General features: G+C 55.3%; 14 protein-coding genes. 7 read left to right on the forward strand and 7 right to left on the reverse strand.

Annotation, left to right across the window (positions count from 1 at the left end; genetic code table 11):
• Positions 1 to 181 precede the first annotated feature (181 nt).
• On the forward strand, positions 182 to 2,224 hold the full coding sequence (metG, locus tag Q1K76_RS07125) for a methionine--tRNA ligase (RefSeq protein ID WP_300132145.1): 2,043 nt from the start codon (positions 182 to 184) through the stop codon (positions 2,222 to 2,224).
• Positions 2,225 to 2,350: 126 nt separating this feature from the next.
• On the opposite strand, the gene Q1K76_RS07130 is transcribed toward metG, so the two are convergent.
• From Q1K76_RS07130 to pdxB, 5 genes are all read right to left on the reverse strand, one after another.
• On the reverse strand, positions 2,351 to 3,853 hold the full coding sequence (locus tag Q1K76_RS07130) for a GH3 auxin-responsive promoter family protein (RefSeq protein ID WP_298662295.1): 1,503 nt from the start codon (positions 3,851 to 3,853) through the stop codon (positions 2,351 to 2,353).
• A gap of 71 nt (positions 3,854 to 3,924) precedes the next feature.
• Entirely contained in the window at positions 3,925 to 4,680 is a 756-nt protein-coding gene (gene rnc, locus Q1K76_RS07135) for a ribonuclease III (protein WP_087409478.1), read from the reverse strand.
• 38 nt (positions 4,681 to 4,718) lie between these two features.
• Positions 4,719 to 5,981 (reverse strand): beta-ketoacyl-ACP synthase II, encoded by a 1,263-nt coding sequence (gene fabF / locus Q1K76_RS07140; protein WP_300132148.1) that lies wholly within the window; start codon positions 5,979 to 5,981, stop codon positions 4,719 to 4,721.
• 4 nt (positions 5,982 to 5,985) lie between these two features.
• Positions 5,986 to 6,237, reverse strand: coding sequence for an acyl carrier protein (locus Q1K76_RS07145; RefSeq protein ID WP_025278500.1), 252 nt, complete (start codon positions 6,235 to 6,237; stop codon positions 5,986 to 5,988).
• A 239-nt stretch (positions 6,238 to 6,476) separates the two neighbouring features.
• Positions 6,477 to 7,592, reverse strand: coding sequence for a 4-phosphoerythronate dehydrogenase PdxB (gene pdxB, locus Q1K76_RS07150; protein WP_300132151.1), 1,116 nt, complete (start codon positions 7,590 to 7,592; stop codon positions 6,477 to 6,479).
• Between the two features lie 187 nt (positions 7,593 to 7,779).
• Here pdxB and Q1K76_RS07155 point away from each other — a divergent pair, with 187 nt between their 5' ends.
• The 6 genes from Q1K76_RS07155 to Q1K76_RS07180 all read left to right on the forward strand — a co-directional run bounded on the left by Q1K76_RS07155 (position 7,780) and on the right by Q1K76_RS07180 (position 14,305).
• Complete coding sequence (locus tag Q1K76_RS07155) at positions 7,780 to 8,382, forward strand: DUF4254 domain-containing protein (protein WP_258327817.1); 603 nt, start codon at positions 7,780 to 7,782, stop codon at positions 8,380 to 8,382.
• A gap of 14 nt (positions 8,383 to 8,396) precedes the next feature.
• Positions 8,397 to 9,455 carry a glycosyltransferase family 9 protein gene (locus tag Q1K76_RS07160; protein WP_258327816.1) on the forward strand — a complete coding sequence of 353 codons (1,059 nt, stop codon included), beginning with the start codon at positions 8,397 to 8,399 and terminating at the stop codon, positions 9,453 to 9,455.
• Between the two features lie 77 nt (positions 9,456 to 9,532).
• Complete coding sequence (locus Q1K76_RS07165; protein WP_300132154.1) at positions 9,533 to 10,285, forward strand: lipopolysaccharide kinase InaA family protein; 753 nt, start codon at positions 9,533 to 9,535, stop codon at positions 10,283 to 10,285.
• Positions 10,286 to 10,350: 65 nt separating this feature from the next.
• Complete coding sequence (gene ruvB / locus Q1K76_RS07170; protein WP_087409484.1) at positions 10,351 to 11,376, forward strand: Holliday junction branch migration DNA helicase RuvB; 1,026 nt, start codon at positions 10,351 to 10,353, stop codon at positions 11,374 to 11,376.
• Between the two features lie 20 nt (positions 11,377 to 11,396).
• Positions 11,397 to 12,899: an oligosaccharide flippase family protein gene (locus Q1K76_RS07175; protein WP_300132157.1), complete on the forward strand. Its 1,503-nt coding sequence runs from the start codon at positions 11,397 to 11,399 to the stop codon at positions 12,897 to 12,899.
• A gap of 44 nt (positions 12,900 to 12,943) precedes the next feature.
• Positions 12,944 to 14,305 (forward strand): TIGR00341 family protein, encoded by a 1,362-nt coding sequence (locus Q1K76_RS07180; protein WP_087409486.1) that lies wholly within the window; start codon positions 12,944 to 12,946, stop codon positions 14,303 to 14,305.
• A 201-nt stretch (positions 14,306 to 14,506) separates the two neighbouring features.
• Here Q1K76_RS07180 and Q1K76_RS07185 read toward each other — a convergent pair whose 3' ends face one another.
• The gene (locus tag Q1K76_RS07185; RefSeq protein WP_300132160.1) at positions 14,507 to 15,838 is read right to left on the reverse strand and encodes a T9SS type A sorting domain-containing protein; all 1,332 of its coding nucleotides are present in this window, start codon (positions 15,836 to 15,838) and stop codon (positions 14,507 to 14,509) included.
• A 30-nt stretch (positions 15,839 to 15,868) separates the two neighbouring features.
• The gene (locus Q1K76_RS07190) at positions 15,869 to 18,106 is read right to left on the reverse strand and encodes a SusD/RagB family nutrient-binding outer membrane lipoprotein (RefSeq protein WP_300132163.1); all 2,238 of its coding nucleotides are present in this window, start codon (positions 18,104 to 18,106) and stop codon (positions 15,869 to 15,871) included.
• Between the last annotated feature and the right edge of the window lie 242 nt (positions 18,107 to 18,348).

Below are 18,348 nucleotides of genomic sequence, written 5' to 3' on the forward strand. Positions count from 1 at the left end.
GGAGTCGGTTCGGCATAGACAAATGTTGAAAACTTCGTTTTCCATTTGCCTCTGCACTCACCTTTCACTATCTTTGTACAAAATGCCGAAAACCGTGCGGGAACCGGGATACCGACCGTGCGGAAATCGGTGGGGAAAATACCCCTAAGGTTGTATTTAACTGGATAGAAATTAAGGAAATATGGAGAAGAAATTCAAACGTACGCTGGTTACGACCGCATTGCCCTATGCCAACGGTCCTGTGCATATAGGTCACCTGGCAGGTGTGTATGTACCGGCAGATATCTACACACGGTATCTGCGCTTGAAGGGCGAAGATGTGATTATGATAGGCGGTAGCGATGAGCACGGTGTGCCCATCACCATCAAGGCCAAAGCCGAGGGGGTGACCCCGCAGGATATTGTGGACCGCTACCACAACATTATTAAGAAATCGTTCGAGGAGTTTGGCATATCGTTCGATATTTACTCGCGCACGACTTCGGCCATCCACACGCAAATGGCTTCCGATTTCTTCCGCAAACTGTACGACAAGGGCGAGTTTATCGAGAAGACCTCGATGCAGTATTACGACGAGGAGGCCAACCAGTTCCTCGCCGACCGCTATATCACGGGTACCTGTCCGCACTGCGGCAACGAGCACGCCTATGGCGACCAGTGCGAGGCTTGTGGTACTTCGCTGAATGCGACCGACCTCATCAATCCCAAGTCGGCCATCACGGGCAACAAACCGGTGTTGCGCGAGACGAAACACTGGTATCTGCCGCTCGACAAGTGGGAGCCCTTCCTGCGTCACTGGATTCTCGATGAGCACAAGGAGTGGAAACCCAATGTTTACGGCCAGTGCAAGTCGTGGCTCGATATGGGGCTGCAACCTCGGGCCGTGAGCCGCGATCTCGACTGGGGTGTGCCGGTGCCGGTCGAAGGGGCCGAGGGCAAGGTGCTCTATGTGTGGTTCGATGCTCCCATCGGTTACATCTCGAATACCAAGGAGTTGCTGCCCGATACGTGGGAGCTCTACTGGAAAGACCCCGAGACGAAGATGGTGCACTTCATCGGCAAGGACAATATCGTGTTCCACTGCATTGTATTCCCGGCCATGCTGAAGGCCGAGGGCAGCTACATCTTGCCCGACAATGTGCCGGCCAACGAGTTCCTCAACCTCGAGGGCGACAAGATTTCGACCTCGCGCAATTGGGCCGTATGGCTGCACGAGTATCTCGAGGACTTCCCCGGCAAGCAGGACGTGCTGCGCTATGTGCTCACGGCCAATGCGCCCGAGACGAAAGACAACGACTTTACCTGGAAGGACTTCCAGGCCCGCAACAACAACGAGCTGGTGGCTATTCTGGGCAACTTTGTGAACCGTGCCCTGGTGCTCACCCACAAATATTTCGACGGCAAGGTGCCCGAGGCCGGCGAGTTGACCGACTACGACCGCGAAACCTTGAAGGAGTTTGCCGACGTGAAGGCTTCGGTAGAGAACTATCTCGACCACTACCGCTTCCGCGATGCCCTCAAGGAGGCCATGAATCTGGCCCGTATCGGCAACAAGTATCTGGCCGATACCGAGCCCTGGAAGTTGGCCAAGACCGACATGCCGCGGGTGGCTACCATCTTGAATCTGGCTTTGCAGATCACGGCCAATCTGGCGATTGCCTTCGAGCCCTTCCTCCCCTTCTCGGCCGAGAAGTTGCGCGGCATGCTTCACATGGGTCACTGCGACTGGAACATGCTGGGTCGTACCGACATTCTGCCGGCCGGGGCCGAACTGGGCAAACCCGAACTGCTCTTCGAAAAAATCGACGATAGCGTAATCGAGGCTCAGGTGAACAAACTGCTGGAGACCAAGAAGGCCAACGAGCTGAAGAATCACAAGGCTGCACCGGTGCGCGAGAATGTGGCCTTCGACGACTTTGCCAAACTCGACATCCGCGTAGGCAAAGTGCTCGAGTGCCAGAAGGTGCCCAAGGCCGACAAGCTGTTGCAGTTCCGCATCGACGACGGTCTGGGCGGCCGCACCATCGTGTCGGGTATTGCCAAGCACTACAAGCCCGAGGATCTGGTGGGCAAGAATGTCTGCTTCGTGGCCAATCTCGAACCCCGTAAACTGAAGGGCATCGAGTCGCAGGGCATGATACTCTCGGCTGAGGATGCCGATGGCCGACTGATTGTCATCTCGCCGGCTACCGACGAGATTACTCCGGGTTCGGAGGTGAAATAGAGAGACGTACGATAAAATCGTGATACAGAAAGAGCCCCGCACGAATCATCCGTGCGGGGCTCTTTTCGTATGGTTGAAGAAGAGAGCGAGAGACTCGTAGAGCCCTATTTCGGCTCTTCTGTGGCCTTATCGGTTGTTGTACTGGAGTATCTCCTCGATGATGTCGCGACGGTTGTAGAGGCGCGGAATCTTGTGCTGGCCGCCCAGTTTGTTGTGGTCGCGCAGCCAGTCGTCGAATATGCCCGGTTGGGCCGGGATTACCTCGAGGCACTCGAGGGCGATGCTCTTGAATCGCTTGGCTTCGTAGTCGGAGTTGAGGTTTTGCAGGTTCTGGTCGAGCCGTTGGGCAAACTCCTCGACCGGTACGGGCAGTTTGCTGAACTCGATGAGCCACTGGTGCCGCCCCTTGCTGTGGTCGGTCATGTATACCGGGGCTGCCGTGTAGTTGAGCACGCTGGCGCCCGTCTGCTCGCAGGTGCGGGCAATGGCCTGCTCGGCATTGTCGACCATCAGCTCCTCGCCGAAGGCGTTGATGTAGTGCTTGGTGCGGCCCGATACGCAAATCTTCAGCGGGTGTGTCGAGAGCACCTTCACGGTGTCGCCCATGCGGTACCGCCACAAGCCGCCGTTCGAGGTGATGACCAGTTCGTAGTTGTGCCCGGCCTCCACCTCCCACAGGGGAACCGCCTGCTCGAGCGCTCCGCCCAGGGGGATAAATTCGAAGAAGATACCCAGGTCGATGAGCAGCAGCATGCCGGGTGTGGTCAGGTCGTTCTGCACGGCAAAGAAGCCCTCCGAGGCGTTGTAGGTCTCGACATAGTGCATCCGGGGGCTGGAGATAAGCTGGCGGTATTGCTCGCGATAGGGGGCAAAGCTGATGCCTCCGTGGAAAAACACCTCGAGGTTGGGCCACACCTCCGAAAGGTCCTGCCGTCCGCTCTTGTTCAGGATATGCTTGATGAGGACCAGGAACCACGAGGGGACCCCCGAGAGGTTGGTGATGTCGCGCCGGCCGATGGTGCTGTTGGCGATGGCCTCGAGTTTGGTGTCCCACTCGCTCATGAGGGCAATCTTTTTCGAGGGCACCCGGATGAGGTTGACCAGCGGGCTGATGTTCTGGATGAGGATGGCCGAGAGGTCGCCGCAATAGGCCTGCCCGAAAGGATTCTGTGCCCGGCTGCCTCCCAGTATGAGCCCTTTGCCCGAGAAGAAGCGGCTTTCGGGGTTGGCTCGCAGATAGAGGGCCACGCAATCGGCTCCTCCCTGATAGTGGCAATAGCGCAGCGCCTCGGCGCTCACGGGGATGAACTTGCTCTTGTCGTTGGTCGTGCCCGACGATTTGGCAAAGTGCCGTATGGGGGTAGGCCACAGGATATTCTGCTCGCCTTGCATCGTGCGTTCGATGTAGGGCTTCAGCTCCTCGTAGCCGCTGATGGGTACGCGCTCGGTGAAACTTTTGTAGGAGTTTATTTCGTCGAACCGGTAGGTGGTGCCCAGTCGTGTTTTCCGGGCCTTTCGCAGCAGGTCGATCAGTGTTTTTTGTTGTATGATGTCGCCATATTCGGCATAGCGATCGATTTGGGCGAGTCGTTTGTCAAATACCGGGCGTAACCACTTCGTGAGATTCATTTGTCGCAAGTTTTCAATGCGGAGCAAAAATAAAAAATTCTCGTGTGATTCCTATCGTAGGCTTGTGATTTTTATATGACAATCTCGGGATTGTCGTTTTTGTGGACGGTTGCCAGTACCATTTGCCGAAACTCTTTGTCTTTGTGGAGCCGGCCTATGGCAATGTGGGCCGCATTCTGTTGCGACTCTTTTTTGGAGTATCCGATACCGATGCCGCCCGAGATGCCGCCCAGCAGGGCTTGCGACTGGAATACCGGGTTGTTGTTCTGGTCGACCAGCGTTTCGACCAGGGCAAACTGGATGTCGATTTTGTGTTTCTGGCACCACTCGATAAGTCGTGATTTGAAGTTGCTCTCCTCTTTCGAGAGTTTGTCGAGGTCGATAAACGAGTCGATGATGCGTGTCTCGACAAACCGCTTGCAAAACTCATATCCCTGGTCGAGGTAGATGGCGCCGATGAGGGCCTCGAAGGCATTGCCATACAGGTAGCTGTTGTGCGAGCTGATGTGCATGGAGCAGGTGATAAAGCGGTCGAGCCCAATCTTCAGGGCAATCTCGTTGAGCGACTCGCGCTTGACAATCTTGGCTCGCGTGTTGGTGAGGAACCCCTCCTTGCGGTCGCCGAACCGGTGGAAGAGGATGTCGGCCACGATGGCATCGAGAATGGCGTCGCCCAGGAACTCGAGGCGCTCGTTGTTGATGCGTTTCCCCTGTTCGCAAATCGACGAGGAGCTGTGCAGGCAGGCCACCTCGTACAGGTGTATGTCGTTGGGCCAGAACCCCAACAGGTCGTGGTATAGAACATAAGGCTCCTTATGACGAAGCATAAGGAGCCTTATACGGTTATAAATCGTTTTAAGCACGTTTATTTCGTGAATTTCTTTACGATTATGCTGGCATTGTGTCCGCCGAAACCAAAGGTGTTGGACAGAGCGGCGTTTACTTCGCGTTTCTGTGCCTGGTTGAATGTGAAATTCAACTTGCTGTCGATTTCGGGATCGTCGTCGCCCTCGGCATGATTGATGGTGGGAGGTACGATGCTTTCGTCGATAGTCTTCACGCAGATAAGAGCCTCGAGTGCGCCGGTAGCGCCCAGCAGGTGACCGGTCATCGACTTGGTCGAGCTGATGTTGAGGTTATAGGCGTGATTGCCGAATACTTCCAAAATCGCTTTGGCTTCTGATTTGTCTCCGACGGGGGTCGATGTACCGTGCACGTTGATGTAGTCGATCTCTTCGGGAGCCATGTGGGCATCGTCGAGAGCGTTTTGCATCACGAGTTTGGCACCTAAGCCTTCGGGGTGAGTAGCCGTCAGGTGATAAGCGTCGGCCGACATACCGCCACCTACGACTTCGGCATAGATTTTAGCCCCACGGGCCAATGCGTGTTCCAGTTCTTCAAGAATAAGGCAGGCACTACCTTCACCCATTACGAAGCCGTCGCGCGAAGCGCTGAACGGACGCGATGCCGTCGTGGGCGAATCGTTGCGGGTAGAGAGTGCGTGCATGGCATTGAATCCACCTACTCCCGATACTGTGATTGCAGCTTCGGCACCACCCGATACGATCAAGTCGGCTTTGCCCAGACGGATATAGTTATAAGCGTCGATAAGGGCATGGGTGGACGATGCGCAGGCCGATACGATACCGAAGTTGGGACCCCGGAAACCGTACTGCATGGAGATTTGTCCTGCGGCAATGTCGGCAATCATCTTGGGAATGAAGAAGGGGCTGAAGCGCGGCCCTTTTTCGGGGGCAACGGCATAGTTTCCTACCTCTTGCTCAAAGGTGCTGATACCGCCGATACCGGCCGAGAAGATAACACCGGCACGGTCTTTGTTTACTTTCTCGAGGTCGAGACCCGAGTCGGCCATGCTCTCTTGCGTAGCGGCCAGAGCAAACTGGGTATAGCGGTCGAGTTTACGAACCTCCTTGGCGTTGAAGTATTTCAGCGGGTCGAAGTCCTTTACCTCGCAAGCGAATTGAGTCTTGAATTCAGATGCGTCGAAAAGCGTAATAGGTCCTGCTCCGCTTACTCCTTTCAGCAGGTTGTCCCATGTCGTGGGGACATCGTTTCCCAGCGGAGTGATTGCGCCAAGACCTGTTACTACAACTCTTTTAAGCTCCATAAAATTATTTATTCTCTTTCTCTGCGATAGCTTTTTCGATGTGAGCGATAGCCTCACCTACAGTCGTAATTTTTTCTGCTTGATCGTCAGGGATCTTGATGTCGAACTTAGTCTCGAACTCCATGATCATTTCAACAGTGTCCAAAGAATCGGCACCGAGGTCGTTGGTGAAGTTGGCTTCGGGAGTTACCTCTGATTCTTTAACACCCAATTTTTCTACGATAATTTCTTTTACTGTTGATGCTACGTCAGACATAATTTTCAAATTTTAATTAATAAATAAATTAACGTTCTTATTTTTTGCAACTGCAAAGGAATATATTTTTCTCCGAACAAAAAAAATTTTCCCTTATAAATTACTCATTTTTTGCACATTTATCGGGTTTTTGTGCAAAAATAAGCCACTTTTATCCTCTTCTATGTTCTAAAACAGTCTCTTTTTGTTGTGTGGGACAATACTTTTTCTTTAAGTCCCGGCTATAAATATGTGTATATTTATTCAATGCGAAAGCCTAATTTTTCTAAAATGATACGGTCGGTTGCCGATGCTCCCGCTACGTGGTAGGCTCCGAATTCCCGCCGCAATGGATAGAGTCCGCGTTGCATCTCGAAGGTCTCGGGCGACTTGCGCAGCCTGAGGTCGTCGTCGAAGGGGTTGTAGGTGTCCCACACCGCCTTTTGCAGAGGCGTAGGTATACCGGCGAGGTCGATATGCGGTTGCGCCGGGGCAGGGGGAGCGATGTGTTGTGTGGGAATGTTGCACCCGATCCACTGGCTCACGGCCTCGACAATCATGCGGGTAGCGGTCGACTTGCCGTCGGCCGAATATCCGGCGATGTGGGGGGTGGCGATGAAAGCCTGTTCGAGCAGTTCCCGGTCGATGCGGGGTTCGTTTTCCCAGCAGTCGAGCACGACGGCTGCCACCTGCTTCTGCTTCAAGGCCTGTTTCAGGGCCTCGGTCTCCACGATTTCGCCCCGGGCCGTATTGATGAGGAGCGGCGAGCGGGAGAGCGCATCGAAGAACCGGGTATCGGCCAGGTGGTAGGTGGGATATTTGCCGGTTCGAGTCAGCGGGGTGTGAAAGGTGATGATGTCGGCTTCGCGACAGACGGTCTCGAGCGGGGTAAACCCGGCCGCACCCTCGGCCTCCTCGCGCGGAGGGTCGTTCAGGAGAACCCGCATGCCCAGCAACCGGGCATACCGGGCCACGATGCTGCCCACATGGCCTACACCCACCACGCCCAGTGTGCATTCGTGCAGCGGCTTGCGGTGGCTCTTGCTCCAGGCCAGCAGCGAGGCGAGTATGTATTGGCCTACCGATGCGGCGTTGCAGCCGGGGCAGTTCACCCACTCGATGCCCCGTTCGCGGCAATAGGCGGCGTCGATGTGGTCGTATCCGATTGTAGCCGTGGCAATGTATCGGCAACGGCTCTGGTCGAGCAGTTGGCTGTTGCACTTCGTGCGGGTACGTATCAAAAGAATGTCGGCGTCGCGCACGGCGTCGGCGTCTATCCGGTCGGGCGAAAGGTAGTCGATACGGGCATAGGGCTCGAGTACACCCTTTAAATAGGGTATCTTGTTATCGGCTATAATGTATGGAATCGTAGTCATAATTGTCTGCTTTTTATCCAAAGGTACGAAATTTTTGCAGGATTGTATCGAAGAACTATTTTTATATTGTGAAAATAATGGTTTTTCCTAAAACTATTCTTATGTTTGTAAAATGAAACCCGGGTACACCAGGCTTGTCGACAAGAGCCTTACAGAAAAACAGGTGTGCTCATAACGATTGGGAACTATGACTTTTGCAGAAACCTGTAATCACATTTTTTGGAACACCACACAATATTATCATCGGTTCGATAATGTGGATGCTTCGTTGGAAAATCCGTATGCCGAAGGAAGTATTGAATATTATCTGTGTCTGAAAAACTGGATCGATGTGGTTCAATGGCACCTGGAAGATATTATCCGCAACCCCGACATCGACCCCAAGGAGGCGTTGGCTATCAAGCGGCGCATCGACAAGTCGAATCAGGAGCGTACCGATTTGGTCGAGATGATCGACGACTATTTTCTGAAGAAATATGCCGACGTCGAGGTGAAGAGCGATGCTACCATAAATACCGAGAGCCCGGCTTGGGCCATAGACCGGCTGTCGATTCTGGCCGTGAAAATCTATCACATGCAGCAGGAGGTAGAGCGCAAGGATGCGTCGCCCGAGCATGTGGAGAAGTGCCGGGCCAAGTTGCGCGTGCTGCTCGAACAGCGAGCCGACCTCTCTGCGGCCATTGACCAACTGCTCGACGAGATCGAGGCCGGCCGTAAATATATGAAGGTATATAAACAGATGAAGATGTACAACGATCCGGCACTGAACCCGGTTTTGTATAAGAAGTAGCAGGGGTCGGGAGTATGTCGTATAGCAAGGTTTTAATTATTCGACTGTCGGCTCTGGGCGATGTAGCCATGACCATACCTATTGTTTACTCGGTGTGTAGGGCCAATCCCGACACGACTTTCGTCATGCTCACCCAGAAGGTGGCTTCGCAACTTTTTCTGCAGGCTCCGCGCAATTTGCAAGTAGTGGTAGCCGATGTGAAGGGTCGCCACAAAGGTATCGGCGGGCTCTACGAACTGGCCAAAGAGATGCGGGCACTGTCGATTGACGCCGTGGCCGATTTGCACGATGTGTTGCGCACGAAGTTCCTGCGAATTTTTTTTAAGATGTGGGGCATTCGGGTAGCCGTCATCGACAAGGGCCGCCAGGAGAAAAAGCAGATTACCGCCCGCCACAAGTGCGAGGCGTTGCATCCGCTGCGCACTTCGTTCGAACGCTATGGCGAGGTATTCACCGCGTTGGGATTCAAGTTCACGCCCGATTTCGGTTCGCTGTTCGGCACCGAAAAGGGCGACGAGGGGCTCTACTCTCACTTGACGCCGCCCAAGCAACCGGGCGAGTATTGGGTAGGCATAGCCCCCTTTGCCAAGCATGAGGGTAAAATTTATCCGCTCGATCGTATGGAAAATGTGGTGGCCAAGCTGGCTGCCGAACCGCATGTAAAGCTGTTCTTGTTCGGGTCGGGCGAACGTGAGCGCGACATCCTCTCCGTCTGGCAGGAGCGCTATCCCCATGTAACTTCCCTGGCCGACAAACGTCACGGTTTTGCCATCGAGCTGGCATTGATGAGTCATCTCGACGTGATGGTCTCGATGGACTCGGCCAACATGCACCTGGCCTCGCTGGTAGCGGTGCCGGTCGTTTCGGTGTGGGGAGCCACCCATCCCTGTTGCGGATTCCTGGGGTGGCACCAGAGCGAGGCGAATGTAGTGCAGTTGTCGCTCGATTGCCGTCCTTGTTCCATCTTTGGCAACAAACCGTGCTATCGGAAAGACTATGCCTGCCTGGATATAGCACCGGCTGTCATTGTCGAGCGGGTGAAAAATCTGCGGGCTCGGGCCTCGCAAGCGTAATAGTAGAGATAGGCTGCCGGGTCGAAACCCGAAATTCCCCGGTACGTTTAGTTGATAAATAATTATTCGGGAAGAAGATGAAACTGGTATTGAATCCGGCATATCGCCGGCTCGAGAAGTTTATGCAGCAACTGCCGCTCGCATTCCCTACGTTGGGCGAGTGTATCTACAAGGCTCGTAACGAGCTTCGTCAATTTTCGTACGAGGGGCAGAACTATGTGGTGAAGGGGTACAAGGTACCGATTTTCATCAATCGGATAGCCTACACGTTTTTCCGCCCGAGTAAGGCCGAGCGAGCCTACAAGTATGCCCTCAGGCTGCGGGCCATGGGCATAGAGACTCCGGCTCCGATCGCTTATATCGAGGTGAAGCGGGGCGGACTGTTGTGGCATTCGTATTTCGTGTCGGAGACCTGTCCCTATACCCGCATGATGCGCGAGTTCGACGGCGGTGGCGTAGCAGGGCGCGAAGATATACTCAAGGCTTTTGCCGCCTTTACCGTCGAGTTGCACGAGAAGGGGGTGCAGCATCTCGACTATTCGGCCGGGAATATCTTGTTCGACAAGCAAGACGGGCAGATACGATTCTCGCTTCTCGACCTCAACCGCATGCGATTTCACGCCATGACCCCGAAGATGTGTCTGGCCAACTTCAGCCGCTTCTGCCACGACGAGGCCATTGTGCGCTACGTGGTGGCCGAGTATGCCCGGTTGCGGGGTTGGGACCCGCAGCGTTCGGTCGACGAGGCCCTGGTGGCCTATCGCGAGTTCTGGTCGCGCATCGAGCGGAAAGAGGAGCTGAAGCGCCGTCACAAGAGTTTAGCCTCGTAAAATAGCGGGAATCACAAAATAAATTGCTAAGTTTGCTGTCGAAATGCGGTGAACGTAAAACATCTGTGGAAAATAATCGCTTCGACATACGAGAACAGAGAATATCGGATACCGAACGGGAATTCGAGAAGGCGTTGCGTCCCCTGTCGTTCGACGACTTCAGCGGGCAAGACAAGATAATCGAGAACCTGCGGGTATTCGTGATGGCCGCCCGCATGCGTCAGGAGCCCCTCGACCATGTGTTGCTGCACGGCCCTCCCGGGTTGGGTAAAACGACGCTGGCCAATATCGTGGCCAACGAGTTGGGCGTGGGGTTCAAAATCACATCGGGACCGGTGCTCGACAAGCCTGGCGATCTGGCCGGTCTGTTGACTTCGCTCGAGGAGAACGACGTGCTCTTTATCGACGAGATACACCGGTTGAGTCCCGTGGTGGAGGAGTATCTCTACTCGGCAATGGAAGATTTCCGCATCGACATCATGATAGACAAGGGGCCGAGTGCCCGGTCGATACAGATCGAGCTGAATCCCTTCACGCTGGTGGGTGCCACCACCCGCAGCGGTTTGCTCACCAGCCCGTTGCGGGCCCGGTTTGGGATTAACTGTCACCTCGAGTATTACGACCACGCTGTGCTGACGCACATCATCGAGCGATCGTCGAGCCTGCTGGGGGTACCCTGCACCCGCGAAGCGGCTACCGAGATAGCCATGCGCAGCCGCGGTACACCCCGTATCGGCAACGCCCTGTTACGGCGGGTACGCGACTTTGCCCAGGTGAAGGGGTCGGGCAGTATCGACCTCGAGATAGCCCGTTATGCGCTCGAGTCGCTCAATATCGACCAGTACGGTCTCGACGAAATCGACAACAAGATACTCTCGATTATCATCGACAAGTTCAAGGGCGGCCCCGTGGGGCTCACCACGATAGCTACGGCACTGGGCGAGGACCCCGGTACGCTCGAGGAGGTGTATGAGCCCTATCTCATCAAAGAGGGATTTATCAAACGTACGCCCCGGGGACGCGAGGTGACCGACTTGGCCTATACCCACTTGAATCGTCACCGCCTCTCGGAACAGGGTACATTGTTTTAATCGAAAAAATGTAGACGCTTATGGCCGGCATGAAGAGTTTGGCAAAGGATACCGCAATATACGGTTTGAGCAGTATATTGGGGCGGTTTCTCAACTGGTGTTTTGTATTCCTCTATGTAAACGTGTTGAAGACCACGGCCGAGTATGGTATCGTGACCAACCTCTACGCCTACATGGCCTTGCTGTTGATCATTCTCACCTACGGCATGGAGACGGGCTTCTTCCGCTTTGCCAACGACAAGGAGGAGAAAGACCCGCAGAAGGTCTACACCACCGGCCTCATCTCGCTGGCTACCACCTCGACCCTCTTTTTCGTGCTCGTGTGGCTCTTCCTCTCGCCGCTGTCGAGGCTGCTGGGCTATCCCGGGCATGAAGATTATGTGCTGATGATGGCTCTGATTATCGCCATCGATGCCTTCACGGCGTTGCCCTTTGCCTACCTGCGTTACCAGCGCCGGCCCATCCGGTTTGCCGTCGTCAAGTTGCTGTCGATTTTTCTCAACATTGCGTTGAATCTCTTTTTTATCCTGCTCTGCCCGTGGCTCTATGGCATTCACCCCGAGTGGATTTCGTGGTTCTTCGACCCCGACTTCCTGGTGGGGTATATCCTGGTGTCGAACGTTATCAGTTCGGGCGTGGTGCTGCTGGTGCTTTTTCCCGAGATATTCCGGGTGCGCTATCGGTTCGACGGCCGTCTGCTGTCGCGCATGCTCAAATACTCCTTCCCGTTGCTTATTCTGGGAATTGCCGGCATCATGAACCAAACCTTCGATAAGATGTTTTATCCTGTGCTGGCAGGGAGTCGCCCCGACGCCATGTCGGAACTGGGTATATACGGGGCAGTTTACAAGATTGCGATAGTGATGGTGATGTTTACACAAGCCTTTCGATTTGCCTACGAGCCCTTCATCTTTGCGCGAAACAAGGAGGCGGGCAACGAGAACAAGAAGTCCTATTCCGAGGCGATGAAATATTTTATCATCTTCGGCCTCTTCATCTTCCTGGCGGTGATGTTCTATATCGACATCGTGCGCTTCTTCATGCCGGCGACCTACTGCACGGGGTTGAAGGTGGTGCCTATCGTCATGCTGGCCGAACTCTTCTTCGGCATCTTCTTCAACCTGTCGTTGTGGTACAAGCTCACCGACCGCACGCAGTGGGGGGCCTGGTTCTCGCTGTTCGGGTTTGCCATTACGGCGGTAATCAATATCGTGGGTGTGCCCCGTTACGGCTATATGGCGTGTGCCTGGGCGGCATTTGTCTGCTACCTGTGCATGATGCTGGCTTCGTTCTTCATCGGGCAACGGGTCTATCCCATCAAGTACGAGCTGGGCAATGCGCTGCGTTACACGCTGCTCACGGCCGTTCTCTATGCGGTAGGTACTCTGGTGCCCATCGAGTCGCTGGCGTTGCGCCTGGCCTTCCGCACGGTGCTCTTGGCCCTGTTCCTGATCTATCTGTTCCTCCACGATTTGCCGTTGCGCGAAATTCCGGTATTGAATCGTTTTGTGTCCAGGTCGTGAAACCCGTGCGGGAGGCACGCAGGACTATCCTAATAGTTTAGACTATGACATTTTCCAATTTTATCGATTCGGTCAAACGATTTTTGACCCACTACCTCGACATGAGCCAAGATCGAGAGGACGAAGCCGCCTCGGTAGAGGCTATCCGGGCCGGGGTAGAGTTCAAGGGCTCGACCATCCTCATTCTGGTTTTTGCCATATTTATCGCCTCGCTGGGGTTGAACACCAACTCGGCGGCGGTCATCATCGGCGCCATGTTGATTTCGCCCCTCATGGGCCCCATTATGGGTATAGGTCTGGGGTTGGGCATCAACGACTACGAACTCATCAAGCGGTCGTTCCGCAACCTGGCGGTGGCCACACTCTTCAGTGTGATTACCTCGACCGTCTACTTCTGGATTTCGCCCCTGAACGAAGCCCGCAGCGAGCTGCTGGCCCGTACTTCGCCCACCATCTACGACGTGCTCATCGCCTTCTTCGGCGGGTTGGCCGGCATCGTGGCCATGTCGTCGAAGCAGAAGGGCAACGTGCTGCCCGGTGTGGCCATTGCCACGGCATTGATGCCGCCCCTGTGTACGGCCGGATTCGGGTTGGCCACGGGCAACTTCTACTATTTCTTCGGGGCCTTCTACCTCTTTTTCATCAACTCGGTGTTCATTGCCTTTGCCACCACGCTGGGGGTGAAGCTGATGAAGTATTCGAAGAAGGAGTTTGTCGATGACGAGCGCCGCAAAAAGGTCGAGCGCATTGTCTATACGATTCTTATCCTCACGATGGCCCCCAGCATCTACCTCACCTACAACATGGTGAAGGAGAACTTTTTCGAGGTCGCCGCCGCACGGTTTGTCTCGCAGAACTTCAACTACCCCGATACCCAGGTGTTGAGCAAGAGTGCCGAGATAGAGCATGGCAAGCGCATCATACGGGTGTCGCTGGTGGGGGCCGAGATACCGCAGGATTCCATCGCCGTGGCCCAGGCGCGGTTGCCGCAGTATGGTCTGGGAGGCGCCGTGCTAGAGGTTCGTCAGGGATACGGCTCCAACTCGATGGACATGACGACGCTCAGCAGTACGATGTTCAAGGATATTTATCTGCACAACCAGGAGCAGATAACCCGCCAGCAGCAGGTGATTGACTCGCTGGAAAATGTGACCTCGCATTACCAGCAATACGACTCGGTGGGTATTTCGGTGGCTCCCGAGATTAAGGTGCTTTTCCCCAACGTCACCGATATTGCCATCTCGAAAACCATCTTCAGCAGCATCGAGACCGATGTGCGCGATACCACCACGCTGGCCGTCGTGCGCTACTCGCGAGCCTTCTCGGCCACCGAGCAGAAGCAGTTTCAGGAGTGGTTGCAGGCCCGGTTGGGAGCCAAAAAGGTACAGCTCGTTCTGGAGCATTGAGCCGGATAGCCGTGCCGCGTAGCGCATGGCTATCGTTGAGGCTTGGCAATCGCCTGTACCTTGGGTCCCGAGTTATTTCCTCTCGTACCTGTCAAACCCTTGTATAAAAGCAGAGAACCCTAAAAGTCGCTCAGGACTTTTAGGGTTCTCTCTATGTAATGGGCCGTGCAACCCCGAGGGGCTGCGCGGTGTGTTTGGGGATTACTTCACGATCACTTTCACGGTCTCGGTGTAGTCGGCACCCTTGACTACCATGAAGTAGATGCCCGGTGTCAGGCCGTCGGTCGAGACGAAGGTGATGGTCTCTTCGGCCCGTTCGGCTTTCACCAAAGCACCCTGCATCGAATAGATTTCGATGCTTTCGGCCTGGTCGGCAGCTACGGCCATCTTTTGGCCCTGGTTGACGGGGTTGGGAGCTACCAGTACGCGGCTTACCGTAATCTCGCCGATAGCCGTTCCATCCTTGCCATAGACTTCGAGTTCGGCAATCGGGGTAGTCATCCATAATCCGAGGCCGATGGTAAAGGCTACAGCCTTGGCGTCGCGGGCTTCGGGCAGGTTGTACGACACGTCGGTACCCGCGGCTGCGGGGTTGAAAATCTGCATCGAGCTGGCGTGGCCGGTCTTGGGGAAGCAGGCCTGGAGGTTCTGGGCATTACCGGTGAGACCGCCTTGGGCCTGCTCGATACCCGAGTAGAGTTTTTCGAAGAAGGCATCCATGTCGACACCGGCGTTTTCCATGCGACTGCGGTTTTGCTCGATGGTTACTTTACCGGCCGAACCGTAGTTGGCAAAGAACGAGGTGTTGGGGTTGGCCATCATGATGTCCAGGGCATTGTTGACGTACATGCTGGCGTCGTACCATTGGATATACATGTCGTGGTTCCCGTCGGCTTCGGCACATTGGTAGAAGTATTTGATCCACTCTACCCAGTCGCTGGCCGTAGAGGCGTAGGTCTCTTCGTTGATGAACCAGCCGTCGAAGCCGTAGTATTTGGCAATCTCGTACATCTTCTCGGCATAGGGGTAGGTGTTGCCCTCTTTGGTCAGCATCTGTTCTACCCATTCCGGGTCGCCGCTGTATGCTTGGGGCGGGAAGAACACGTTACCCAGAATCTTCACACCGTTCATGTGGCAGGCGTCGATGACGGGGGCCGACGGCGGAACGATGATACCCTCGCCGGCCGAGCCGCCCCACCAGATGACCATATCGATGTATTGCCAGTAGGTGGGGTTGTAGCCAATGAAGTTGTTGGCTCCCTGCGAGGGAGTCATGCTACACATGGGGTTCATGGTGAGACAGGCTGCTACCTGTCCTTCGGGGAACTGATATTGATGGGCCTTGATGTTGTCGCCCTCGATGCGGGGTTGCAGTTTCACGGTACTGCGGTTGAATTTGGCATCGGGGTCCTTCTCGGGGGTCCAGTCCTTGATGTAGTCGGGGTGCCAGCAACCGCCGTAGGGCTGTTGGGCAAAGGCTGTGGTGACAGCCAGGGAGCAAAGCAGTGCTCCAACGATTTTCTTAATATTCATATTCGTATATGTATATGGTTTTGATTCTCATTATCTGAAGTTGTTGGGCGTGTTGCGCTCACCGTTCTCGTTGTTGGTGTCCTGTACATCCCACCATACACGGGTGCTCTGGTTCACACCCTCGGGCACATTCTCGATGTTGTAGGCATATTCGTCGGTCGAGTAGCCCACGCGTTTGATGAATTTGCCGTTGGCGATGTTGGGGTCCTTGTTGCTCAGGTGGTTGTTCAGGCGCGGGTAGTCGGTGCGGCGGAACTCGGCCCAACCCTCGTTGCCGTTGGGGAATACGGCCAGCCACTTCTGCGTGATAATCTGCTCGAGCTGTGCCTCCTTGTTGCTGCCGGCAAAGGGATTCTCCTGCGTGCCGTTGTAGATGTTCAGTCGGTCGATGTAGATGTCGGCGCTGTCGGCCATGTGGTAGTAGTTGAACGATTCGCGTATGCCGTCCTTGAACAGGTCTTCGGCCGAACCGTAGGCGTAGGTCCATTCGCGTAGACGGGCCTCGGCCAGCAGGAAGCGGCTCTCGGCATAGCCCAGCCACAGGTATTCGCGGCAGTATCCGAACCAGTAGTTGTCGTTCAGCACTTTGCCCTCGTGGTGGTTGCACTTGAGGGGCGAGTATACGTTGGTCTCGTGCGAGATGTTGTTGTCGCCGATGGCGCAGCCCTTGTAGTCGGTGCTCATTTCACGACCCAGCTCGAGGAAGTTTTTCGGGGTGGGGCGGTACCAGCATATCCGGCAACGGGGGTCGAGGGCCGAGCCCAGGTTCTTGTAGGCCTGTTCCATGTCGAGCGACATGACCACGTCGCTGTAGCGGAAACCGCAGTTGGCTACCTCGTTTTCGAGACCGCTGTCATCTTCGCCACCCATGGCTACGGGAGCATAGTTGGGTACGGTGCGCATGCGGTCGTCTTGCGACTGCATCAGGCCGCCCGGGTGATTCAGGGCGGCTACGCCCTCTTGACGGGCACGCTCGGGATCTACGTTCGAGATGCGCAGGGCCAGGCGCAGGGTGTTGGCAAAGCGTATCCATTTGGCCTCGTCGCCGTTGTAGCATTTGTCTTCACGGTCGGCAAACTTGAAGGAGCATTGGCCCGGTTGGATGCTGTCGGCCGCTTCGGTGAGCATGCGGAAGACCATATCGTAGACCTCCTCCTGCGTGTTGTAGGGGCACTTCTCGGGGGCAGCCTTGCCCTGTACGTAAACGCCGAAAGGCATCTCGCCGTAGGTGTCGGTCATGGTCGAAGCCAGGAAGGCATAGAATATACGCGTCATGTAGAAGGCATTCTTGTAGGCCTTGCGGTCTACGTAGTAGAAGGTGTTGACCAGCGTCTTGTACTCGGCCGAACGGTCTTTGTAGAAGTGGTCCCACCGGCGTGCCGACCAGTCTTGGGCGGCCGACAGACGCAGTTTACCGAAGGTAATCCACGAGGGGAGTCCCATGTCGTAGCGGCGCATCATGTCGCTGAATACCCAGCTGAGGTTGGCCGAGGGGTAGAAGTAGGAGCAGTTGTTCTTGGGCAGGGTCGACGACCAGTCGTTACGGGCCGTGAGGTCGAGGGCAATCCATTCGTCCCAGGCAAATTGCAGGGTACCGAATACCGACCGGGTTTCACGCTCGGTGAAGGTCTGTTCGGCGGTGTTCTTGCCCAGGGCCGAGTTGTGGTACCAGATGCCCTCCTTGGCCATGTTCTCGGAGTAGCCCGTCAGGCCGCTGGTGCGCTGGTACATGATGTTTCCACCCAGCGAGTATCCCAGGCGGAAGCGCTCGGCAAAGGTGTTGTGTCCCAAAATCATACCCTCGATGTTGTGCTCGTAGTAGCGTTGTTCCATCGACTTGTACGACTCTTTGCTCTGGTCGTCGATACCGTTGGTGCGGTTCTGCTCTTCGATGCTGGTATCGTAGTAGTCGAAGGAGTATTTACCCGTGGCATAGAGCCAGGGGGTGAAGTCGATCTTGATCGTGTAGTAACCGAAGGCGCGCCAACGCTCGTCCATGTTGCTGTACTGGTAGTTGATGTAGTAGGGGTTCAGCTCTTGCAACGTGGGGTTCACGTAGTAGATGTGACGCTGGGTGTCGCTGCGGAAGGTCTTCAGGTCGTTCAACGGGATGTTGCGGGGAATGTAGAGCAGTTGGTATACCTCGCCGCCCTTACCGTATTGGGGACGGTCGGTGGCCTTGGTGCGGCTCAGCGAGATTTTCGAGTCCATGCTCAGGTATTTGTTCATCTTCATGCCGGCCTTGAGGTCGATGTTGATTTTGCTCAACCCCTCGCCGTCGAAGAGGCCCTGGCTCTCGGTGCTGCCGAACGAGGCCCGGTAGTTGTAGTTCTCTTCGGCCTTGCCGATGGCTACGTTGTGGGTCTGGGTAAAGCCGGTGTTGAAATATTGGTCGAACTTGTTGCCGTAGTCCTTGTACTGCAGCTCCTGACCCAGCCAGCCGGTATAGGTGTGGCCGTCGAGCGGGGCGCCGAAACTCTCGAATACGTTCGGGTCGAATACGCCGCCTT

This window comes from uncultured Barnesiella sp., assembly GCF_946496565.1.
GTDB classification, from domain to species: domain Bacteria; phylum Bacteroidota; class Bacteroidia; order Bacteroidales; family Barnesiellaceae; genus Barnesiella; species Barnesiella merdigallinarum.

Excerpts from the sequence above, each read along its gene's own strand:
- metG (WP_300132145.1), top strand. The coding sequence starts at position 182 with ATGGAGAAGAAATTCAAACGTACGCTGGTTACGACCGCATTGCCCTAT.
- Q1K76_RS07130 (WP_298662295.1), bottom strand. The coding sequence starts at position 3,853 with ATGAATCTCACGAAGTGGTTACGCCCGGTATTTGACAAACGACTCGCC.
- rnc (WP_087409478.1), bottom strand. The coding sequence starts at position 4,680 with ATGCTTCGTCATAAGGAGCCTTATGTTCTATACCACGACCTGTTGGGG.
- fabF (WP_300132148.1), bottom strand. The coding sequence starts at position 5,981 with ATGGAGCTTAAAAGAGTTGTAGTAACAGGTCTTGGCGCAATCACTCCG.
- Q1K76_RS07145 (WP_025278500.1), bottom strand. The coding sequence starts at position 6,237 with ATGTCTGACGTAGCATCAACAGTAAAAGAAATTATCGTAGAAAAATTG.
- pdxB (WP_300132151.1), bottom strand. The coding sequence starts at position 7,592 with ATGACTACGATTCCATACATTATAGCCGATAACAAGATACCCTATTTA.
- Q1K76_RS07155 (WP_258327817.1), top strand. The coding sequence starts at position 7,780 with ATGACTTTTGCAGAAACCTGTAATCACATTTTTTGGAACACCACACAA.
- Q1K76_RS07160 (WP_258327816.1), top strand. The coding sequence starts at position 8,397 with ATGTCGTATAGCAAGGTTTTAATTATTCGACTGTCGGCTCTGGGCGAT.
- Q1K76_RS07165 (WP_300132154.1), top strand. The coding sequence starts at position 9,533 with ATGAAACTGGTATTGAATCCGGCATATCGCCGGCTCGAGAAGTTTATG.
- Q1K76_RS07175 (WP_300132157.1), top strand. The coding sequence starts at position 11,397 with ATGGCCGGCATGAAGAGTTTGGCAAAGGATACCGCAATATACGGTTTG.
- Q1K76_RS07180 (WP_087409486.1), top strand. The coding sequence starts at position 12,944 with ATGACATTTTCCAATTTTATCGATTCGGTCAAACGATTTTTGACCCAC.
- Q1K76_RS07185 (WP_300132160.1), bottom strand. The coding sequence starts at position 15,838 with ATGAATATTAAGAAAATCGTTGGAGCACTGCTTTGCTCCCTGGCTGTC.